The sequence below is a fragment of the Cupriavidus sp. FW305-26 genome, from assembly GCF_058787975.1.
Genome location: NZ_JBYTAH010000008.1, coordinates 16,585 through 34,028, shown reverse-complemented (window position 1 = coordinate 34,028; position 17,444 = coordinate 16,585). Strand labels below are relative to the sequence as shown.

Sequence of the window (17,444 nt, the reverse complement as noted above, 5' to 3'; positions counted from 1 at the left end):
TGGCCGCCCCGACGAGACAATCAAAACATTAGCGGATTCCCTCTAAACGGCCGCTACAGCCGCGGGCTGCAAGGGCATGCGGGTGCTGGAAAGCAGCTGTTCGTAGATGTAGCACTGCAGCAGCGTCAGCTCGCGCTCGGCCAGCACGTCGAAGGCCACGCCGAAGGCCGGAAAGTCGGCATCGTCGCTGGCCGCGCCGGGGGGCGCGAGGCGGATCCAGCCATCGATGGTGACCTCGCTGTCCAGTGACGCCGTGCGCATCTTGAAGCGCAGCCGCACGCGGCTGCCCGGCGCCGGCGCCGGCGCGGTGGTCTGCACCAGCGCGCCACCGGTGCTGAGGTCGGACAGCAGCGCCAGCCGCGCCGTGCCGGTGTCGATGCCGTCGTCATCGCCGGGCTCGGTCAGGTAGGCGGCCAGCCGGGTTGGCACGCGCGCAGCCTTGCGTACCGGCATTGCGTGCTTCTGCACCGGCGCCGACAGCACCAGGTAGCGAAACGGGCTGCGGCACACGGCGGTGATGGTCGAGGTGAAGCTGTGGATGGCGTGTCCGGAGAAGCCGCGCAGCAGCACGGCATCGCCCGCCTGCAGCGGCAGGTCGCGCCCGCCGAGCTGCGGCCAGGTGACAAACAGGCCCTGCTCGATAAAACCGATCAGGCGGCTGGCGGCCGGGCGTGCGGCCTCGCCCTCATGCTTGACATGCAGCAGCGTGCCGACCTGCAGGCCAAGCGGCCCGGTGGCCGGACGCAGTTCGTCATCGGCATCGTCGTGGCCATCTTCGCGACAGACCACGCCATGGCGGAACACCAGCGCCAGGTCGCGTTCATCGGGAATGACACTGCCGCTGCCGAGCACCAGGTTGCCCTCGCCATCGAGCAATGACCAGGGCAGCGGGTATCCGACGGGAAGATCGTTAGGTGTGAGCTGGATCATGGCTGTTCGCAGTAGGCCCCGGCATTGGATGGGGGCATGGCAAGCCTTAGGCGGAGCCGACGCGCAGGATCCGCCACCTGTATCAGACTTCTATCGGCGCCGGCGCGGCGAAATTAAGCCCTCGGCGATTGACCAGAGACGCATGTGTAGCATTCACTCCCTACGGAGACCTTGACGCCTCGCAAAGTTAGGCCGAAAATCAACAAAAGCTGTCTGACAGCCTGACATATCAAAACCATGACCATCTTGCCCCGCCCGGCCTCGCTCGCCAGCCGCATCGCCCAGACCCTGCACGACGACATCCTCGCCGGCCGCTACGGCGCGGGCGCGCGCCTGCCGGCCGAGGCCAGCCTGGCCGATAACTTCGGCGTGAGCCGGCCGATCGTGCGCGAGGCCATCGCCCAGCTGAAGGCCGATGGCGTGCTGGTGACGCGCAAGGGCTCGGGCGCTTATGTGTCGGAGACCCCGGGCGGCAAGGCCTGGCGCGTGGCCAGCGCGCCCGACGGCGGCCCGACGCTGGCGCAGCTGTTCGAACTGCGCCGGGTAGTGGAAACCGCCTGCGCCGAAATGGCCGCGCAGCGGCGCACGGATGCCGATATCGATGCCATCCGCGGCGCACTGGCGGCGATGCAGGCACGGGCCGACGGCCAGGGCGACATGGCCAGCGCGGCGGCGGCCGACATGGCCTTCCACCATGCCATTGCCGAAGCCGCGCACAACCCCTGCTTTACCGGTCTGACCGATTTCGTCAGCCAGCAGATGCTGGCCGCGCGCCAGCGCGCCTGGGAGAACACCGCGCGGCTGAGTGTGACGACTGGCGCGCCGCGCGCCGCCGACCAGGAACATGCGGCGCTGGCCGAAGCGATTGCCGCCGGCGATGCCACGGCCGCCCGCAGTGCCGCGCAACAGCACCTTGCGGCCGCCGCCGCCCGCCTCGGCCTGACGGCCTGAGCCTCCGAACACACAGACTTTGAAGCAAGGAACAACCATGGAAACAGTGGATTGCGTCGTCATCGGCGCCGGCGTGGTGGGACTGGCGGTGGCGCGCGCACTCGCGCTGCAGGGTCGCGAAGTGATCATCCTGGAAACCGAGAACGCCTTCGGCACCGTCACCAGCGCGCGCAACAGCGAGGTCATCCACGCCGGCATCTACTATCCGGCCGGCTCGCTCAAGGCACAGCTGTGCGTGCGCGGCAAGGCCATGCTGTACGACTACTGCGCCAGTCACCACGTGGCGCACCAGCGCTGCGGCAAGCTGATCGTGGCCACCAGCGAGGCCCAGGTGGCAACGCTCGAAGGCATCCGCGCCAAGGCGGCGGCCAACGGCGTGGACGACCTGCGCCTTGTCAGCCGCGCCGAGGCGCAGGCGCTGGAGCCGCAACTGCAGTGCCATGCCGCGCTGCTGTCGCCGTCGACCGGCATTGTCGACAGCCATGGCCTGATGACCGCGCTGCTGGGCGACGCGGAAAACGCCGGGGCGATGCTGGCGGTGCAGTCGCCGGTGCTGGGCGGCGCGGTGACGGCGGACGGCATCCGGCTGGAGATCGGCAGCGAGGATGGCAGCGCCACCACGCTGCTGGCGCGCACGGTGGTGAACTCGGCCGGGCTGACCGCGCCGGAACTGGCGCGCCGCATCGACGGCATGCCCGAGACCCATATCCCGCCGCAGTACTACGCCAAGGGCTGCTATTTCACGCTGGCCGGGCGCGCGCCGTTCTCACGGCTGATCTACCCGGTGCCCGAGGCGGCCGGGCTGGGCGTGCACCTGACCATCGACCTGGGCGGCCAGGCGCGCTTCGGCCCCAATGTGCGCTGGATCGACGAGATCGAATACGGCGTGGACCCGGCCGACGCCGACGGTTTCTATGACGAAGTGCGCCGCTACTGGCCGGGGCTGGCCGACGGCGCGCTGCAACCCGGCTATGCCGGCATCCGCCCCAAGATCAGTGGGCCGCACGAGGTTGCCGCGGACTTCCGCATCGACGGCCCCGCCGTGCATGGCGTGCCGGGGCTGGTTCACCTGTTCGGCATCGAGTCGCCGGGGCTGACCTCGTCGCTGGCGATCGCCGAGCGGGTCTGCGCGGCGCTGGCCTGAGCGGCGCCATCGCCTTCCGCGCGGAAGCTCATCACCGCACAGAACGCGCCGGCCGCCGCGGCAATGGCGGCCAGCCCGAAGGTATGCTCGGGCGCCAGCGCGTTCCAGGTCCAGCCCATCGCCAGCCCGCCCAGCGTGCCGCCGACGCCGTAGGAAATGCCCGTGTACAGCGCCTGCCCGCGCCCCTGCAGCGGCCCGGCAAACCATGCCTGCAACCGCTTCAGGCTGGCGCTGTGGTGCGCGGCAAAAGTGGCCGCGTGCAGCACCTGCACCAGCGCCATGAGCCAGGCAAACTGGGCGAGGTAGCCGGTCAGGCCGAAGCGCAGCGCCGCCAGCACGAAGGTGCCGGCCAGGATCGTGCGCAGCGCATAGCGCGCGAACAGCAGGCCCTGGTAGTAGAAGAAAACGATCTCGGCGACCACGCCGATGGTCCACATCACGCCAATGGCGAACTTGCTGTAGCCCAACTGCGCCAGCCACAGCGAATAGAACACATAGAGCGCGGCGTGCGCGAACATCATCAGGAAGGCTGACGCCAGGAACCAGGCCACGTCCGGGCGGCGCAGCAGCGGCAAGGCGCGCGGCGGCGCCGTGCGCGGGCCGTCGTCGGCGGCGTCATGCATGGTCAGCACCACGCCGGCCAGGATCGCCAGCAGCGTGCTGGCCACCCACGGGAAGGCGCGCATGCCGACCGCTTCGAACAGCGCCCCGCCGGCCAGCACCGCGCCGATAAAGCCGACCGAGCCGAACATGCGGATGCGGCCGTAGCTATGGTCGAAGGCGCCGTAGCGGCGCAGCGTGGAGATGGTCAGGGCATCGCCCAGCGGCGACATCGCGCTGGTGAGCAGGCTCAGCGTCAGCATCATCGCCATCATGCCGCCGTAGCTGCCCACACCCGGCAGCATCAGGAAGGCCAGCAACGAGGTGAACGCGCTCACGCGCAGGATGCGCACACGCGTGTGCATCACGTCGGACAGCCAGCCCCACAGGTAGGGCCCGACGATGCGGCTGACCTGGAAGCTCGCCATCAGCACGCCGATCTGCACCGGGTTGAAGCCGCGGTCGGCGAAATACAGGCTGACGTACGGCGAGATCAGGCCGACGTAGCCGTAGTAGCCAAGATAGAAGAGCCCGAAACGGGCGTAGTCGGGGCGGCCGGCGCCGGTGGCACCGCCGCCCGCGAAAGGCGTGGCCAACGCGAGGTCAGGTCAGGGGGTCTGGCCGGCCTGCGCGGGAATGCGCGGCGTATCGACCTTGACGTCGCCGCACTGGGCACGGTGGCGCAGGGCGTGGTCGATCAGCACCAGCGCCAGCATGGCCTCGGCGATCGGCGTGGCGCGGATGCCCACGCACGGGTCGTGGCGGCCGAAGGTCTCGACGGTGGCGGCATTGCCGGCCTTGTCGATCGATTCACGCGGGGTGCGGATGGAAGACGTCGGCTTGATCGCCAGCGACACGGTGACGTCCTGGCCGGTGGAGATGCCACCCAGCACGCCGCCGGAATTGTTGGTGCGGAAGCCCTCGGCGGTCAGCTCGTCGCCATGGACGCTGCCGCGCTGGGCCACGCTGTCGAAGCCGGCGCCGATCTCCACGCCCTTGACCGCGTTGATGCCCATCATGGCGTGGGCGATGTCGGCGTCGAGCCTGTCGAACAGCGGCTCGCCCAGGCCCACCGGCACGTTGCTGGCCACCACCTCGATGCGCGCGCCGACCGAGTCGCCGTCGCGGCGCAGCGCGTCCATATAGGTTTCAAGCTCGGGGATGATGTCGGCGTTGGGCGCGAAGAACGGGTTCTCCGGCACGTGCGACCAGTCCGTGAACGGCACCGCGATCTCGCCCAGCTGCGACATATAGCCCCGGATCTCGGTGCCATACTTTTCGCGCAGCCACTTCTTGGCCACCGCCCCGGCCGCCACCACCGGCGCGGTCAGGCGCGCCGACGAGCGGCCGCCGCCGCGATGGTCGCGGATGCCGTACTTCTGCCAGTAGGTGTAGTCGGCATGGCCCGGGCGGAAGGTCTCGACGATATTGCCGTAGTCCTTGCTGCGCTGGTCGGTATTGCGGATCAGCAGGCAGATCGGGGTGCCGGTGGTCTTGCCCTCGAACACGCCGGACAGGATCTCGACCTGGTCGGGTTCCTGGCGTTGCGTGACGTGGCGCGAGGTGCCGGGCCGGCGGCGGTCCAGGTCGCCCTGGATATCGGCCTCGGTCAGCGCCATGCCCGGCGGGCAGCCGTCCACCACCGCGCCGATGGCGGGCCCGTGCGATTCGCCGAAGGTGGTAACAGTGAAAAGCAGGCCAAGGGTGTTGCCGGACATGATGGAAACCGCACAGGAATTGGGGAAGGTTTCCATTGTAAGGCCAATGGCGGGCCTCGGGCGGCCCGGCAGGCTCAGGCGGCGGCGCTTTCCAGCGCCAGTTCGGGGTAGAACTCGGCGCGCATCCGCTCCATATAGGCCACCAGGTTGGCATGCCCCTCGGCCGCGGTGCGGATCGGAGTGTCGAATACGGGGCACAGCAGGCTGCCGGCAAAGGCAAACAGCGTGGCGTCGGCCCCGCATGGCACATTGCCCATCAGGTAGGGCTTGTCGCCCAGGATGTCGGCGATCGAGGTCACGCCCTTGCTGGCCAGCGCCACCAGGTCTTCTTCGCTATGCCGGCCCAGGCCCTGCCCCCACAGCGTCTTGCGCACCTTGTAGCGCACCAGCCGCTCGGCCAGGCCGCGCACCGGCGCCGGCACGCCGCGGAAGAACTGGGCCGGCCCCTTGTCGAAGTTGGCCTGGTCCAGCCAGCGCACCCGCGCCACCGCCCAATACAGGTGGTCTTCCATCAGCTTCTCGGCGGCCCAGGCGATACCGCGCTCGGCCGCGCTCAGGCCCGCGTCGAAGTCGATGTGGTAGGTCTTCTCGATATGCCAGCGGATCAAGGTGGAATCCGCCACGATCCGGCCCATGTCGTCCAGGTAGGGCAGCTTGCCCTTGGGCGCGCGCCGCAGGCTGCCGCGGCGCGCCTGGTAAGGCAGGCCGGCCAGCTTGAGCAGCATCTCGGCCTTGGTGACGAAGGGGCTGGCGTCGGGCAGCCCGAAGGCGGGGCCAAAGGTGTAGAGCGTGATCATCGTGGATTCGGGTTCGGCACAAGGCGTTAGCGCCAGTCGCCGCGCAGGGCCTGCACCATCTGCTGCAGCCCTTCCGGGGTGGCGGCCTCGGGCGGCACCGGCTCGCCCACCACCAGTTCCAGCCGGTTCAGGATGCCGCGCCGGAACGGCCGCGACATCGCCGGTGCCCCCTTGCGCGAAAAGAAGCTGCCCCACAGTCCGCGCAGCGCCATCGGCACCACCGGCACCGGCGTGCGCCGGATGATCTGCTGCACGCCCTGCCTGAACGGGTTGATCTCGCCGGTGGCGGTGATCTTGCCTTCGGGGAAGATGCAGACCAGGTCCCCCTCGTCCAGCGCCTGCGCCACGCTGTCATAGGCACGCCTGAGCATGTCCGGATTCTCGTGCGCCGGCGCGATCGGGATAGCGCGGGCCTGGCGGAAGAACCACGACAGCAGCGGCACCCTGAAGATGTTGTGGTCCATCAGGAAGCGCACCGGGCGTGGGCTGCAGGCCATCAGCACCACCGCGTCGGCAAAGCTGACGTGGTTGCAGACCAGCACGGCCGGGCCGTCGGCGGGAATGCGCTCGGCATTGACGCGGCGCAGCCGGTAGAGGGTATGGACCAGGATCCACGCGATAAAGCGCAGCAGGAATTCCGGCACCAGCGAGTAGATGTAGACCGCCACCACCGCATTGAGCAGCCCCACCACCAGGAACAGCTGCGGGATGCTGTAGCCCGCCTGCGTCATCGCCACGCCCAGCATCGACGCGGCAATCATGAAGAAGCTGTTCAGGATGTTGTTGGCGGCGATGATGCGGGCGCGGTGCGTGGGCGCGCTGCGGCTCTGGATCAGCGCGTACAGCGGCACGCTGTAGAAGCCGCCGAACATGGCCAGCAGGAACAGGTCCGCCAGCACGCGCCAGTGGCGCGGCTCGGCCAGGAAGCCGCCGATGCTGCTGAGCGCCACGGGTGCCTGCCCCTGGCTGGCAAAGTACAGGTCGACCGCGAACACCGTCATGCCGATCGAGCCGAACGGCACCAGGCCGATCTCGACATGGCGCCCGGACAAGCGCTCGCACAGCAATGAACCGGTGCCGATGCCCAGCGAGAACACCGCCAGCAGCAGCGTCACCACGTTCTGGTCGCCGCCCAGCACATCCTTGGCATAGCTGAAGAACGAGGTCAGGAAGGTGGCGCCCAGGAACCACAGCCACGAAATGCCGAGCAGGCTCAGGAATACCGTGCGGTTGCCACGCGCCAGCACCAGGTTGCGCCAGGTCTCGGAAAACGGGTTCCAGTTGATGCGCAGGTCCGGCTGCGGCGCCGGCGAAACCGGGATGCGGCCCGACACCAGCCGCCCCGCCACGGCGATCACCACGCACACCGCGCCCACGTACATCGGCCCCACGATGGTTCCGCCCTGCTGCAGCCCGGCCAGTTCGCCGCCGATCAGCGTCCCGATCAGGATCGCGACAAAGGTGCCCATCTCCACCATGCCGTTGCCGCCGACCAGTTCGCTTTCATCCAGGTGCTGCGGCAGGTAGGCAAACTTGACCGGCCCGAACAGCGTGGAATGCAGCCCCATCAGGAAGGTGCCGGCGTACAGCAGCGGCGCGCTGTGCCAGGCAAAGCCGGCCAGGCCCAGCACCATGATGGCGATTTCCAGCGACTTGACCAGCCGGATCAGGCGCGACTTCTCCAGCTTGTCGGCGATCTGCCCGCTGGTGGCGGAGAACAGCACGAACGGCGCGATAAAGATGGCCGAGATCAGGAAGGCCGCGCTGCGCGCGTCCACGCCCTCGAACAGCGCCGTGTGGTAGGTCACCAGCGAGGTGAAGGCGACCTTGAAGACGTTGTCGTTCATCGCCCCCAGGAACTGGGTCCAGAAGAACGGGGCGAAGCGGCGCAGGCCGAGCAGTCGGAACTGGCTGGGTTGGCTCATGGATGGGCCGGTCGGTCGGCGGACCGCCGCGGAAGTGGGAACGCCGGCAAGTTTGCCGGAGCCGGCGCCCGGCCGCCACCCCGCCACGGCCGCGCGGCGCCAACCGAGGGTATTTCCGAAGGAAGCTTCAGTCCGGGCGGCCCGGCGCCATCACTCGGCGCGCTCTTCCGGCCAGTCGCGGATATAGGCCTTGAGCATCTTGTTCTCGAAGCTCTGGTCCTCGACCACGGCCTTGGCGACGTCGTAGAAGGAGATCACGCCCATCAGCGTGCGGTTGTCGAGCACCGGCAGGTAGCGGGTGTGACGCTCCAGCATCATGCGGCGGACCTCGTTGACGTCGGTCTCCATGGTGCAGGTCAGCGGCGCATCGTCCATCACCTTGCGGATGCTGGTGCCACCGACGTTGCCATGATTGCGGGCGAGTGTCTCGATGATCTCGCGGAAGGTCAGCATGCCGACCAGATCGCCGTATTCCATCACCACCAGCGAGCCGATATCGTGCTCGGCCATGGTGTGGACGGCTACCAGCAAGGAGGTGTCAGGCGTCACGGTATAGAGCGTATTGCCCTTGATCTGGAGGATGTCGCTGACTTTCATGTTGGTCTCCGCTGCCTGCGCTCAAACTGGGGGCATCGCTCCGGCGGGGGGGCACAGGAGGCGATACCGGTCACATTGTTATCTGTCTACGGGTGTGCGGGCGCGCGCTGCATCACGGCGCCCCGTTGGCCGATCCTAGCCCAAACCCGCCGTCAAAGTAAAGCGGGAGGCCGGTTTGCGGGCGTCGGCGCGCGCACGGTGCTACGATGCTGGCCGGAGACAACTCAAGGCCGACCGACCATGTCCGGAACCCGATTCGACACGCTGGCGCTGCACGCCGGCGCCGCGCCAGACCCCGCCACCGGGGCCCGCGCCACCCCCATCCACCTGACCACGTCCTTCGTGTTCCGCGACAGCGAGCACGCCGCGTCGCTGTTCAACATGGAGCGCGCGGGGCACGTCTATTCCCGTATTTCCAACCCCACCGTGGCCGTGCTGGAAGAGCGCATCGCCGCGCTGGAGAACGGCGCCGGCGCCGTCGCCACGGCCTCGGGCCAGGCCGCGCTGCACCTGGCGGTGGCCACGCTGATGGGCGCGGGCTCGCACGTGGTGGCCTCGTCGGCGCTGTACGGCGGCTCGCACAACCTGCTGCACTACACGCTGCGCCGCTTCGGCATCGAGACCACCTTCGTCAAGGCGCGCGACATCGACGCCTGGCGCGCCGCGATCCGGCCCAATACCCGGCTGCTGTTCGGCGAGACCCTGGGCAACCCGGGGCTGGACGTGCTGGACATCCCGACGCTGGCGCAAGTGGGCCAGGACAACGGCATCCCGTTGCTGGTGGATTCCACTTTCACCACGCCCTACCTGCTGCGCCCGTTCGACCACGGCGCCGGCCTGCTCTACCATTCGGCCACCAAGTTCCTGGGCGGCCACGGCACCACCATCGGCGGCGTGCTGGTCGAAGGCGGCACTTTCGACTTCGAGGCCTCCGGGCGCTTCCCGGAGCTGTCCGAGCCGTACGAGGGCTTCCACAACATGGTGTTCACCGAGGAAAGCACGGTGGCGCCCTTCCTGCTGCGCGCGCGCCGCGAGGGCCTGCGCGACTTCGGCGCCTGCATGAACCCGATGGCCGCCTGGCAGCTGCTGCAGGGCGTGGAGACGCTGCCGCTGCGCATGAGCCGCCATGTCGACAACACCCGCAAGGTGGTGCAGTTCCTGGTCTCGCACCCGATGGTGGAGTCGGTGTCCTACCCGGAACTGGAATCGCACCCCGACTACGAACTGGCCAGGCGCCTGCTGCCGCGCGGCTGCGGCGCGGTGTTCAGCTTCAACCTGAAGGGCAACCGCGTGGCCGGCCAGCGCTTCATCGAGAGCATGTCGCTGTTCTCGCACCTGGCCAATGTGGGCGACGCGCGCTCGCTGGTGATCCACCCGGCCTCGACCACGCACTTCCGCATGGACGCGGCGGCGCTGCAGTCGGCAGGCATCACCGAGGGCACGATCCGGCTCTCGATCGGGCTGGAAGACCCGGATGACCTGATCGACGATCTCAAGCGCGGCCTGAAGGCGGCCGAGAAAGCCATGAGTGGCAAGGGAGGGCAAGCCTGATGGAACTGACCATTGCCGGCCAGCCGGCCTACGCCTATACCGGCGGCAAACCCTTCGATCCCGCCCTGCCCTGTGCCGTGTTCGTCCACGGCGCGCAGAACGACCATAGCGTGTGGGCCCTGCAGACGCGCTGGTTTGCCAACCACGGCTTCTCGGTGCTGGCGGTGGACCTGCCGGGCCACAACCGCAGCAAGGGCGCGCCGCTCGCCACCGTCGAGGCCATGGCCGACTGGGTCATGGCGCTGGTGGCCGCCGCCGGCGTGAAGACGCCGGCCTTCGTGTTCGGCCACAGCATGGGCTCGCTGATCGCGCTGGAATGCGCGGCGCGGCATGCGCAGGCGGTGCGCGGCATCGGCCTGCTGGCGACGGCCTACCCGATGAAGGTCTCGGACGCGCTGCTGGACGCCTCGCTCAACCGCGAGGGCGAGGCCATCGCCATGGTCAATACCTGGTCGCATTCGAGCCTGGCCAACAAGCCGTCTTCGCCCGGGCCGGGCGCGTGGATGCACGGCGGCAGCCAGCGGCTGATGGAGCGCGTGTCGCGCAACAACCCGCAGGCCCATGTGTTCCACAATGACTTCTCGGCCTGCAATGCCTACGCCCATGGCGAAGAGGCCGCGGCCGCAGTGGCCTGCCCGGCGCTCTTCATCACCGGCACCAAGGACATGATGACGTCGCCCAAGGCGGCCCAGGCGCTGGCCGGCAAGATGGCCAAGGCAAGCCTGGTCACGGTGCCGTGCGGCCACGCGCTGATGGGCGAACGCCCGGATGAAGTGCTGGACGCGCTGGCGGCCTTTGCGCGCAAGGTGGTCGCTGCCGGCTAAGCCTGGTCGCGGATGGCTGGCCGGCCACGCCGGCGGCCAGCCTCCCGACACCTCGGCGCAGAAGGTCTACACTGCACAAAACAAGACCTGCCGGAGACAGCCATGGCCCACGCCCGCGCGCGCGAGTTCGAGAACTTCGCGGCCTTTTATCCCTACTACCTGAGCGAACACCAGAACCGTACCTGCCGGCGCCTGCATTTTGCCGGGTCGACGGTAGCGTTGCTGTGCCTGGTGGCGCTGGTGGTTACCGGCAATGCATGGTGGCTGCTGGCCGCCGTGCTGGCAGGCTACGCCTTTGCCTGGGTCGGGCACTTTGGTTTCGAGAAGAACCGGCCGGCGACGTTCCGGCATCCGCTCTACAGCCTGATGGGAGACTGGGTGATGTATGCCGATATCTGGCGGGGCAGGATCCCGTTCTGAGCAACTTCACTGTCGCAGGGGGCGGACCTTACACCTGGCCATGCCAGCCCGGCGGCACCACTTCCAGCGTGCGCCGCTGGGGGTGGCTCCCCCCATCCCCTTCAGTCGGCGGCAGATCAGCCGGCTGCTGCCGGAACACCGCCTCCAGCGTCTGATCCAGCTGCGGATTGTCCAGGACCGACTTGAGCGCATCCGCCCCTTGCAGCTGCTGCGCCAGCGCGGTGCGCGGCAGCCGCGGCAGGTTCAGCACCAGCCGGTCATGCAGCGTGCGCAACGTCACCTGTGACGGATTGCACAGCAGTGCCCAATGGGCCTGACCACGCTCCTGCTGCAAGCGCCCGACCAGATGCATGGCCTTGAGCTTGCCCAGCAGGTCCGACAGGTAATCGGCCTCGACCCGCAGCTTGCGGCCCAGGTCCAGTTCGCCAACGCTGCGCGGCACCTCGTCGCGCGCGCGGTAGAGCAGCAGCAGCACGCCCAGCGCATCGAAGAACTCGCTGCCGGCAAAGGTGCGGCGGCGCCAGTAGCCCTGCCGGATCACCGGCAGGTTGGCGGCAATGGTCGCACCCAGCAGCGTCACCAGCCAGCTCAGGTAGATCCACAGCAGGAACAGCGGCAACGCGGCGAAGGTGCCGTAGACCGCGGTATAGGCCGGGATCTCGGTGATGAAATAGCCGAAGCCGCGCTTGGCGAACTCGAACGCGACCGCCGCCACCAGGCCGGCCACGATGGCATCGCGCCATTCGACATAGGCATTGGGCACCGCCGTGTACAGGAAGGCGAAGGCCAGCGCCGACAGCAGCACCGGCGTCGCGCCCACCAGCAGCCCCAGCCCCACCGGCATGGTGCCGACATAGCCCGCCGAGACCGAGATCAGGTAGGAGCTGATGGACAGGCTCGCGCCGATCAGCACCGGCCCGAAGGTCAGCACCGCCCAGAACACCAGCACCCGCTGCGCCAGCGGGCGGCGCTGCTTGACGCGCCAGATCGCGTTGAGCGCGTCTTCCACGGTCAGCATGGTCAGCACCGAGGTGACCATCAACCCGCCCAGGCCCATTGCGGTCAGCCCGCGCGCGCTCTTGGCGAACATGCCGAGGTAGCGCTGGATCGATTCACTGACGTTGCCGGGGATCAGGTTCTGGAACAGGAACGCCTCGATGGCGTTGCGGAAGTCGCGGAACACCGGGAACGCGGCCAGCAGCGCGAACGCCACCGTCAATACCGGCACTACTGCCAGCACGGTGGTGAAGGTCAGGCTGGCCGAGACCTGCGGCAGCCGGTCTTCGCCGGCGCGGCGCAGCGCATACCGCGCCAGGGCGCGTACCTTCTGCAGGTTCCATTCTCGGCGCAGGCGGGCAACGCGGGGTCCGATCATGCGCAAACAACCTCCTGGATCTGGTTCTGACGGATAAACAGGCGGCCCGCGGCACCGGGGGCGCAAAGCCGATGGGAGATGGCGCGGGGGGCGCATCTATAATACGCGCATTGCTTCCGGCACCTTTCGCGCAACACCACCCCGCCACCGCCGGCCATCCCGCTCCATGACCGACATCCTCGTCCTGTATTACAGCCGCCACGGCAGCACCCGCAAACTAGCCGAACTGATTGCCAACGGTATCGACAGCGTCCCCGGCGCCCAGGCCCGGCTGCGCACGGTGCCGCCGGTTTCCACCGTGTGCGAGGCCACCGCGTCCGATATCCCGGCCGACGGCCCGCCCTATGCCGAGCTGCGCGACCTGGAGGAGTGCGCCGGCCTGGCCCTGGGCAGCCCCACCCGCTTCGGCAACATGGCCGCGCCGATGAAGTACTTCCTGGACGGCACCGTGGCGCAGTGGCTGTCGGGCACGCTGACCGGCAAGCCGGCCTGCGTCTTCACCGCCACCGGCAGCCTGCACGGCGGGCAGGAAACCACGCTGCTGTCGATGATGCTGCCGCTGCTGCACCACGGCATGCTGATCCTGGGCCTGCCATATTCCGAGAAGGGCCTGATGACCACGGCCTCGGGCGGCACACCCTACGGCCCCAGCCACCATGCCCACGGCGACAACCGCGGCCCGGTCACGGAAGACGAATCGGGACTGGCCATCGCCATGGGCCGGCGGCTGGCTCAGACCGCGCTGCGCCTGGCGGGAGGCGCGGCATGAGCCCCATCCCCGAGAGCGACCAGGCGCTGCACAGTCCCTGGCTGTACCGGTTCAGCGTGGGCAGCCTGCTGGCGCTGGTGGTGCTGTGCATCGCCTGGGAATGGTTCCTGGCGCCGCTGCGCCCTGGCGGATCGTGGCTGATCATCAAGTTCCTGCCGCTGCTGCTGCCGCTGCGCGGCGTGCTGACGCGCAACCGCTACACCATGCAGTGGTCGTCGATGCTGATCCTGCTGTTCTTCACCGAGGGCATCGTGCGCGCCACCAGCGACCGCGCGCCCTCGTCCACGCTGGCGTGGGTGGAGGTGGCGCTGACGCTGGTGTTCTTCACCAGCACCATCCTGTACCTGCGCCCATACAAGCGCCGCGCCCGGGCGGCCGGCAAGCCGGCCGCGCCCAAGTCCTGACCCTCATTCCGCCGTCGCCATGACCTCGCCTCAAGACTCCTTCCTCGCACTGTGCCGCGCCGCGCTGGGTGCGCAGCACGTGCTGACCGATGCAGCCGACAAGGCACCCTACCTGACCGACTGGCGCAAGCGCTATCGCGGCGAAGCGCTGGCGGTGCTGCGCCCCGGCAGCACCGAGGAGGTCGCGGAGGTGGTCCATGCCTGCCATGCGCACAAGATCGCGGTGGTGCCGCAAGGCGGCAACACCGGCCTGTGCGGCGGCGCCACGCCGGTGGCCGGGCAGGACCAGGTGGTGGTTTCGCTGCAGCGGCTGCACCGCATCCGCCAGGTCGATCCGCTCAACAACACCATCACGGTCGAGGCCGGCGTGGTGCTGCAGCACCTGCAGGAGGTGGCGCGCGAGCACGGCCGGCTGTTTCCGCTGAGCCTGGCGGCCGAAGGCAGCTGCACCATCGGCGGCAACCTGTCGACCAATGCCGGCGGCACCGCGGTGCTGCGCTACGGCAACACGCGTGAGCTGTGCCTGGGCCTGGAAGTGGTGACGCCGTCGGGCGAGATCTGGCACGGCCTGCGCGGGCTGCGCAAGGACAACACCGGCTACGACCTGCGCGACCTCTTTGTCGGCGCAGAAGGCACGCTCGGCATCATCACCGCGGCGGTGATGAAGCTGTTCCCGCTGCCACGCGCCTCGGTCACCGCGCTGGCCGCGGTGCAGAGCCCGCGCGCCGCGCTGGCGCTGCTGGCCATCGCACAATCGCATGCCGGCGCCATGCTGACCGGGTTCGAGCTGATGTCCGCGCTCAGCATGACGCTGGTGACGCGGCACTTCCCGCAGCTGCGCTATCCGTTCGCAGACATCCACCCGCAGCTGGTGCTGCTGGAACTGTCCGACAGCGAAAGCGAAGCCCACGCGCGCGGCATCTTCGAGACCATGATGTCGGCCGCCTTCGATGCCGGCGTGGTCGCCGACGCGGTGGTGGCGGAATCGGTGCAGCAGTCGCGCGATTTCTGGAACCTGCGCGAGCATATCCCGCTGGCGCAGGTGGAAGACGGCAAGAACATCAAGCACGATATCGCCGTGCCGGTGTCGCGCGTGGCGGACTTCATCGAGACCACCGACGCGCTGCTGCAGAACGCCTTCCCCGGCGCGCGCATGGTGACCTTCGGCCACCTCGGCGACGGCAACCTGCACTACAACGTGTCGCCGCCGGAAGGCGTCGACCACGAAGAATTCCTGGCGCACCAGGACCAGGTCAACCGCATCGTGCACGACAGCGTACGCTCGCATAACGGATCGATTTCCGCAGAGCACGGACTGGGCCAACTCAAGCGCGAGGAAAACCGGCTCTACAAGAGCGAAGTCGAACTGGCGATGATGCGCGCGATCAAGGGCGCACTCGATCCGCAGGGGCTGATGAATCCCGGCAAGGTGATCTGAGCGCGCCGCGCCATCATCGCGCCAGTGCCTCGCGGATATATGCCGCCACCGCCTCCAGCAACTGGTCGAGATGGCCGCGCAGCACGGCGAAGCCGCGGTGCTGCGCGAACCTTGCCTCGTCCATATAAAGCGCGCGGTTGATTTCGATCTGCAGGCTGTGGCGGCCGTGCGCCGGGTCCGCATAGGCACGGATCAGCTCCGCCCCCTTGTACGGCCAGTTGATGCCCACCCGGTAGCCGAAGCCGCGCAGGCACTGCGCCACCAGCTCGATAAACGCAGGCGAGCAGGTGGCGCCGTCGCCGTTGCTGATCACAAAGTCAGCCCGCTCCACGCCATTGTCCACGTTCATCGCATTGCCGCGCGATTTCATCGAATGGCAGTCGATATGCCACACCGCGCCCGAGCGCGCATGATGCTGCGCCAGCAGGCCGGACAGCGCGGCGTGATAGGGATCGTAGTAGGTCTTCAGCAGGTACTCCGCCATGTCCGGCGACAGCGGCGCGGCGTACACCGGCACGCCCGGCAGCGCCAGCCGGCGCAGCACGCCCATGCCGCGCCCGGACTTGTCGCTGGGCTGCACGGCATAAGGCATGGCGCCGTCGATCAGCGCGGGATCGATGTCATCGCGGGCGCGGTTGACGTCGACCATCCAGCGCGGGAAGCGCGCGCACAGCAGCGTGCCGCCCACCATCGGCGCATGCGCGAACAACTGGTCGACATAAGCGTCCCAGCCCGTCAGCAGGGCTTCGGGGGGCGCCGCCAGCGGCAGGGTCTCGGCATGCACCAGCCCGCTGTGCGGGGAGTCCACCACCAGCGGCAGCGCCGCGCCGGCCGGTTCAGTCAGCGAATAAGGAAGGGCCATTATCAGAATTTGTGCTGGATGCCGATGCCGACCGTGGTCACGGTGTCACCGGGCTTGTGCGAGTTGGGATCCTCGCGATCGAAGAAGACGTAGGGCATGGTGCGTTTGCTCAGGCTGTAGCCATAGCCGGCCTGCACCTTCTTGAGCCTGCCTTGCGGGTCGCGCTGTACTGCGCGCTCCATGTAGTTCACGGTGAGCTTGTGGGCGCCATAGGGCACGGTGAAGCCGACCAGCCAGTAAGGCACGTCGGTGCGGGTGGCGGCAGTGCCGGCGTAGCGGTCGCGCCCGTAGATGCCGTAGATATTGACCACGGTAAAGTTATACGACGCCGCGGCCTGCACCTTGTCGCGGAAATCATTGGCCACCAGCCCGCCGGCCTTGGCATCGCGCGAATAGCCCACGCCCGCGGCAAAGTTGCCGGCAGCGTAGTTAAGGCCAAGGTCGTACTGGCGGAAGTCGTCCTCGGCCCGCACCGGCGACCTGGCGTTGGGAGTGGCCGGATCGGGGCCCGCCAGGTTCACGCGCGCCCGTACTGAAAAGCCGCCGAACTCCGGCGTCGCGTAGCCCAGCGCGTTCGACACGCGGTTGCGCGCGTTCAGCACCTTGGTGCCGATGGCAGTGGCGCCCGCATCATGGATGGCGAAGTCGATGTTCTGCGTCACCTGCGAGTAGATCGGCGAACCCACGATCGTCGCCGAATCCAGCCGCCCCAGCGCGATCGCGCCGAAGCCGCCCTGCAGTCCGACAAAGGCATTGCGGAACTGCGGGTTGGTGGCCGTGCCGCTGTCGGCGGCAAAGCCCTGCTCCAGCCCGAACGCGGCGCGCAAGCCCCCGCCCAGGTCTTCGCTGCCGCGCATGCCCCAGCGCGAGGCGTTGTCGACCATCTGCGTGGCGCGGCCGTCCGGGCCCTTCTGGTATTCGATATCGGTGTCGAGGCGGCCGTACAGCGTCACCGATGCGTCGGCCGCGGCCGACAGCAGCGCCAGCGCGCCGCCGATGCAGGCGCGTGCGAGCGCACTCTTGGTCTGGATACCCTTCATGCTTCTGCTCCCTCTATTGTTGTGTGCCAACGCACAAGTGCCCCTAGGGTGATCCCAACTGCCGCGTTGTCTGTCCGCGCAGCGCGCAAGCTCCCCGCC

At 68.4% G+C, this 17,444-nt stretch carries 17 protein-coding genes; 8 read left to right on the top strand and 9 right to left on the bottom strand.

Annotated elements, in window-relative coordinates; translation table 11 throughout:
- Positions 1-42: 42 nt before the first annotated feature.
- Complete coding sequence (locus AC3WQZ_RS07160) at positions 43-930, bottom strand: flagellar brake protein (RefSeq protein ID WP_492294430.1); 888 nt, start codon at positions 928-930, stop codon at positions 43-45.
- Positions 931-1,167: 237 nt separating this feature from the next.
- Between AC3WQZ_RS07160 and AC3WQZ_RS07155 the strand changes: the two genes are divergently transcribed.
- Both AC3WQZ_RS07155 and AC3WQZ_RS07150 read left to right on the top strand, forming a co-directional pair.
- Positions 1,168-1,881, top strand: coding sequence for a FadR/GntR family transcriptional regulator (locus AC3WQZ_RS07155; protein ID WP_058696863.1), 714 nt, complete (start codon positions 1,168-1,170; stop codon positions 1,879-1,881).
- A gap of 37 nt (positions 1,882-1,918) precedes the next feature.
- Entirely contained in the window at positions 1,919-3,025 is a 1,107-nt protein-coding gene (locus tag AC3WQZ_RS07150; RefSeq protein WP_492300252.1) for an NAD(P)/FAD-dependent oxidoreductase, read from the top strand.
- Here the strand turns inward: AC3WQZ_RS07150 and AC3WQZ_RS07145 are convergent.
- From AC3WQZ_RS07145 to AC3WQZ_RS07125, 5 genes are all read right to left on the bottom strand, one after another.
- Positions 2,947-4,221 (bottom strand): MFS transporter, encoded by a 1,275-nt coding sequence (locus AC3WQZ_RS07145; protein ID WP_011614995.1) that lies wholly within the window; start codon positions 4,219-4,221, stop codon positions 2,947-2,949. The genes AC3WQZ_RS07150 and AC3WQZ_RS07145 overlap by 79 nt on opposite strands.
- Positions 4,222-4,233: 12 nt before the next feature.
- Entirely contained in the window at positions 4,234-5,343 is a 1,110-nt protein-coding gene (aroC, locus tag AC3WQZ_RS07140) for a chorismate synthase (RefSeq protein WP_010813124.1), read from the bottom strand.
- A gap of 74 nt (positions 5,344-5,417) precedes the next feature.
- On the bottom strand, positions 5,418-6,140 hold the full coding sequence (locus tag AC3WQZ_RS07135; RefSeq protein WP_010813125.1) for a glutathione S-transferase C-terminal domain-containing protein: 723 nt from the start codon (positions 6,138-6,140) through the stop codon (positions 5,418-5,420).
- Positions 6,141-6,166: 26 nt separating this feature from the next.
- The gene (locus AC3WQZ_RS07130) at positions 6,167-8,065 is read right to left on the bottom strand and encodes an MFS transporter (protein ID WP_058696865.1); all 1,899 of its coding nucleotides are present in this window, start codon (positions 8,063-8,065) and stop codon (positions 6,167-6,169) included.
- A gap of 150 nt (positions 8,066-8,215) precedes the next feature.
- Positions 8,216-8,662 (bottom strand): CBS domain-containing protein, encoded by a 447-nt coding sequence (locus tag AC3WQZ_RS07125; RefSeq protein ID WP_010813127.1) that lies wholly within the window; start codon positions 8,660-8,662, stop codon positions 8,216-8,218.
- A 240-nt stretch (positions 8,663-8,902) separates the two neighbouring features.
- On the opposite strand from AC3WQZ_RS07125, the gene AC3WQZ_RS07120 reads away from it, so the two are divergent.
- The 3 genes from AC3WQZ_RS07120 to AC3WQZ_RS07110 all read left to right on the top strand — a co-directional run bounded on the left by AC3WQZ_RS07120 (position 8,903) and on the right by AC3WQZ_RS07110 (position 11,457).
- Positions 8,903-10,213, top strand: coding sequence for an O-acetylhomoserine aminocarboxypropyltransferase (locus AC3WQZ_RS07120; protein ID WP_058696866.1), 1,311 nt, complete (start codon positions 8,903-8,905; stop codon positions 10,211-10,213).
- On the top strand, positions 10,213-11,037 hold the full coding sequence (locus AC3WQZ_RS07115) for an alpha/beta fold hydrolase (protein WP_011614994.1): 825 nt from the start codon (positions 10,213-10,215) through the stop codon (positions 11,035-11,037). The genes AC3WQZ_RS07120 and AC3WQZ_RS07115 overlap by 1 nt, the downstream gene beginning before the upstream one ends.
- A 102-nt stretch (positions 11,038-11,139) precedes the next feature.
- A complete protein-coding gene (locus AC3WQZ_RS07110; protein ID WP_010813130.1) occupies positions 11,140-11,457 on the top strand; it encodes an Mpo1-like protein in 318 nt (105 codons plus the stop codon).
- Positions 11,458-11,485: 28 nt separating this feature from the next.
- On the opposite strand, the gene AC3WQZ_RS07105 is transcribed toward AC3WQZ_RS07110, so the two are convergent.
- Positions 11,486-12,832 carry a YihY family inner membrane protein gene (locus tag AC3WQZ_RS07105; RefSeq protein ID WP_010813131.1) on the bottom strand — a complete coding sequence of 449 codons (1,347 nt, stop codon included), beginning with the start codon at positions 12,830-12,832 and terminating at the stop codon, positions 11,486-11,488.
- 166 nt (positions 12,833-12,998) lie between these two features.
- On the opposite strand from AC3WQZ_RS07105, the gene wrbA reads away from it, so the two are divergent.
- From wrbA to AC3WQZ_RS07090, 3 genes are read left to right on the top strand one after another with little or no spacing between them, the layout of a single operon-like run.
- Positions 12,999-13,601 carry an NAD(P)H:quinone oxidoreductase gene (gene wrbA, locus AC3WQZ_RS07100; protein WP_010813132.1) on the top strand — a complete coding sequence of 201 codons (603 nt, stop codon included), beginning with the start codon at positions 12,999-13,001 and terminating at the stop codon, positions 13,599-13,601.
- Positions 13,598-14,005 carry a DUF2069 domain-containing protein gene (locus tag AC3WQZ_RS07095; protein WP_010813133.1) on the top strand — a complete coding sequence of 136 codons (408 nt, stop codon included), beginning with the start codon at positions 13,598-13,600 and terminating at the stop codon, positions 14,003-14,005. The genes wrbA and AC3WQZ_RS07095 overlap by 4 nt, the downstream gene beginning before the upstream one ends.
- 19 nt (positions 14,006-14,024) lie before the next feature.
- On the top strand, positions 14,025-15,443 hold the full coding sequence (locus tag AC3WQZ_RS07090; protein ID WP_492294428.1) for an FAD-binding oxidoreductase: 1,419 nt from the start codon (positions 14,025-14,027) through the stop codon (positions 15,441-15,443).
- 13 nt (positions 15,444-15,456) lie between these two features.
- Here the strand turns inward: AC3WQZ_RS07090 and AC3WQZ_RS07085 are convergent, their stop codons facing one another.
- Both AC3WQZ_RS07085 and AC3WQZ_RS07080 read right to left on the bottom strand, forming a co-directional pair.
- Positions 15,457-16,305, bottom strand: coding sequence for an N-formylglutamate amidohydrolase (locus AC3WQZ_RS07085; RefSeq protein ID WP_011614992.1), 849 nt, complete (start codon positions 16,303-16,305; stop codon positions 15,457-15,459).
- Between the two features lie 2 nt (positions 16,306-16,307).
- Positions 16,308-17,345 (bottom strand): porin, encoded by a 1,038-nt coding sequence (locus AC3WQZ_RS07080; RefSeq protein WP_439668708.1) that lies wholly within the window; start codon positions 17,343-17,345, stop codon positions 16,308-16,310.
- Positions 17,346-17,444: the final 99 nt, after the last annotated feature.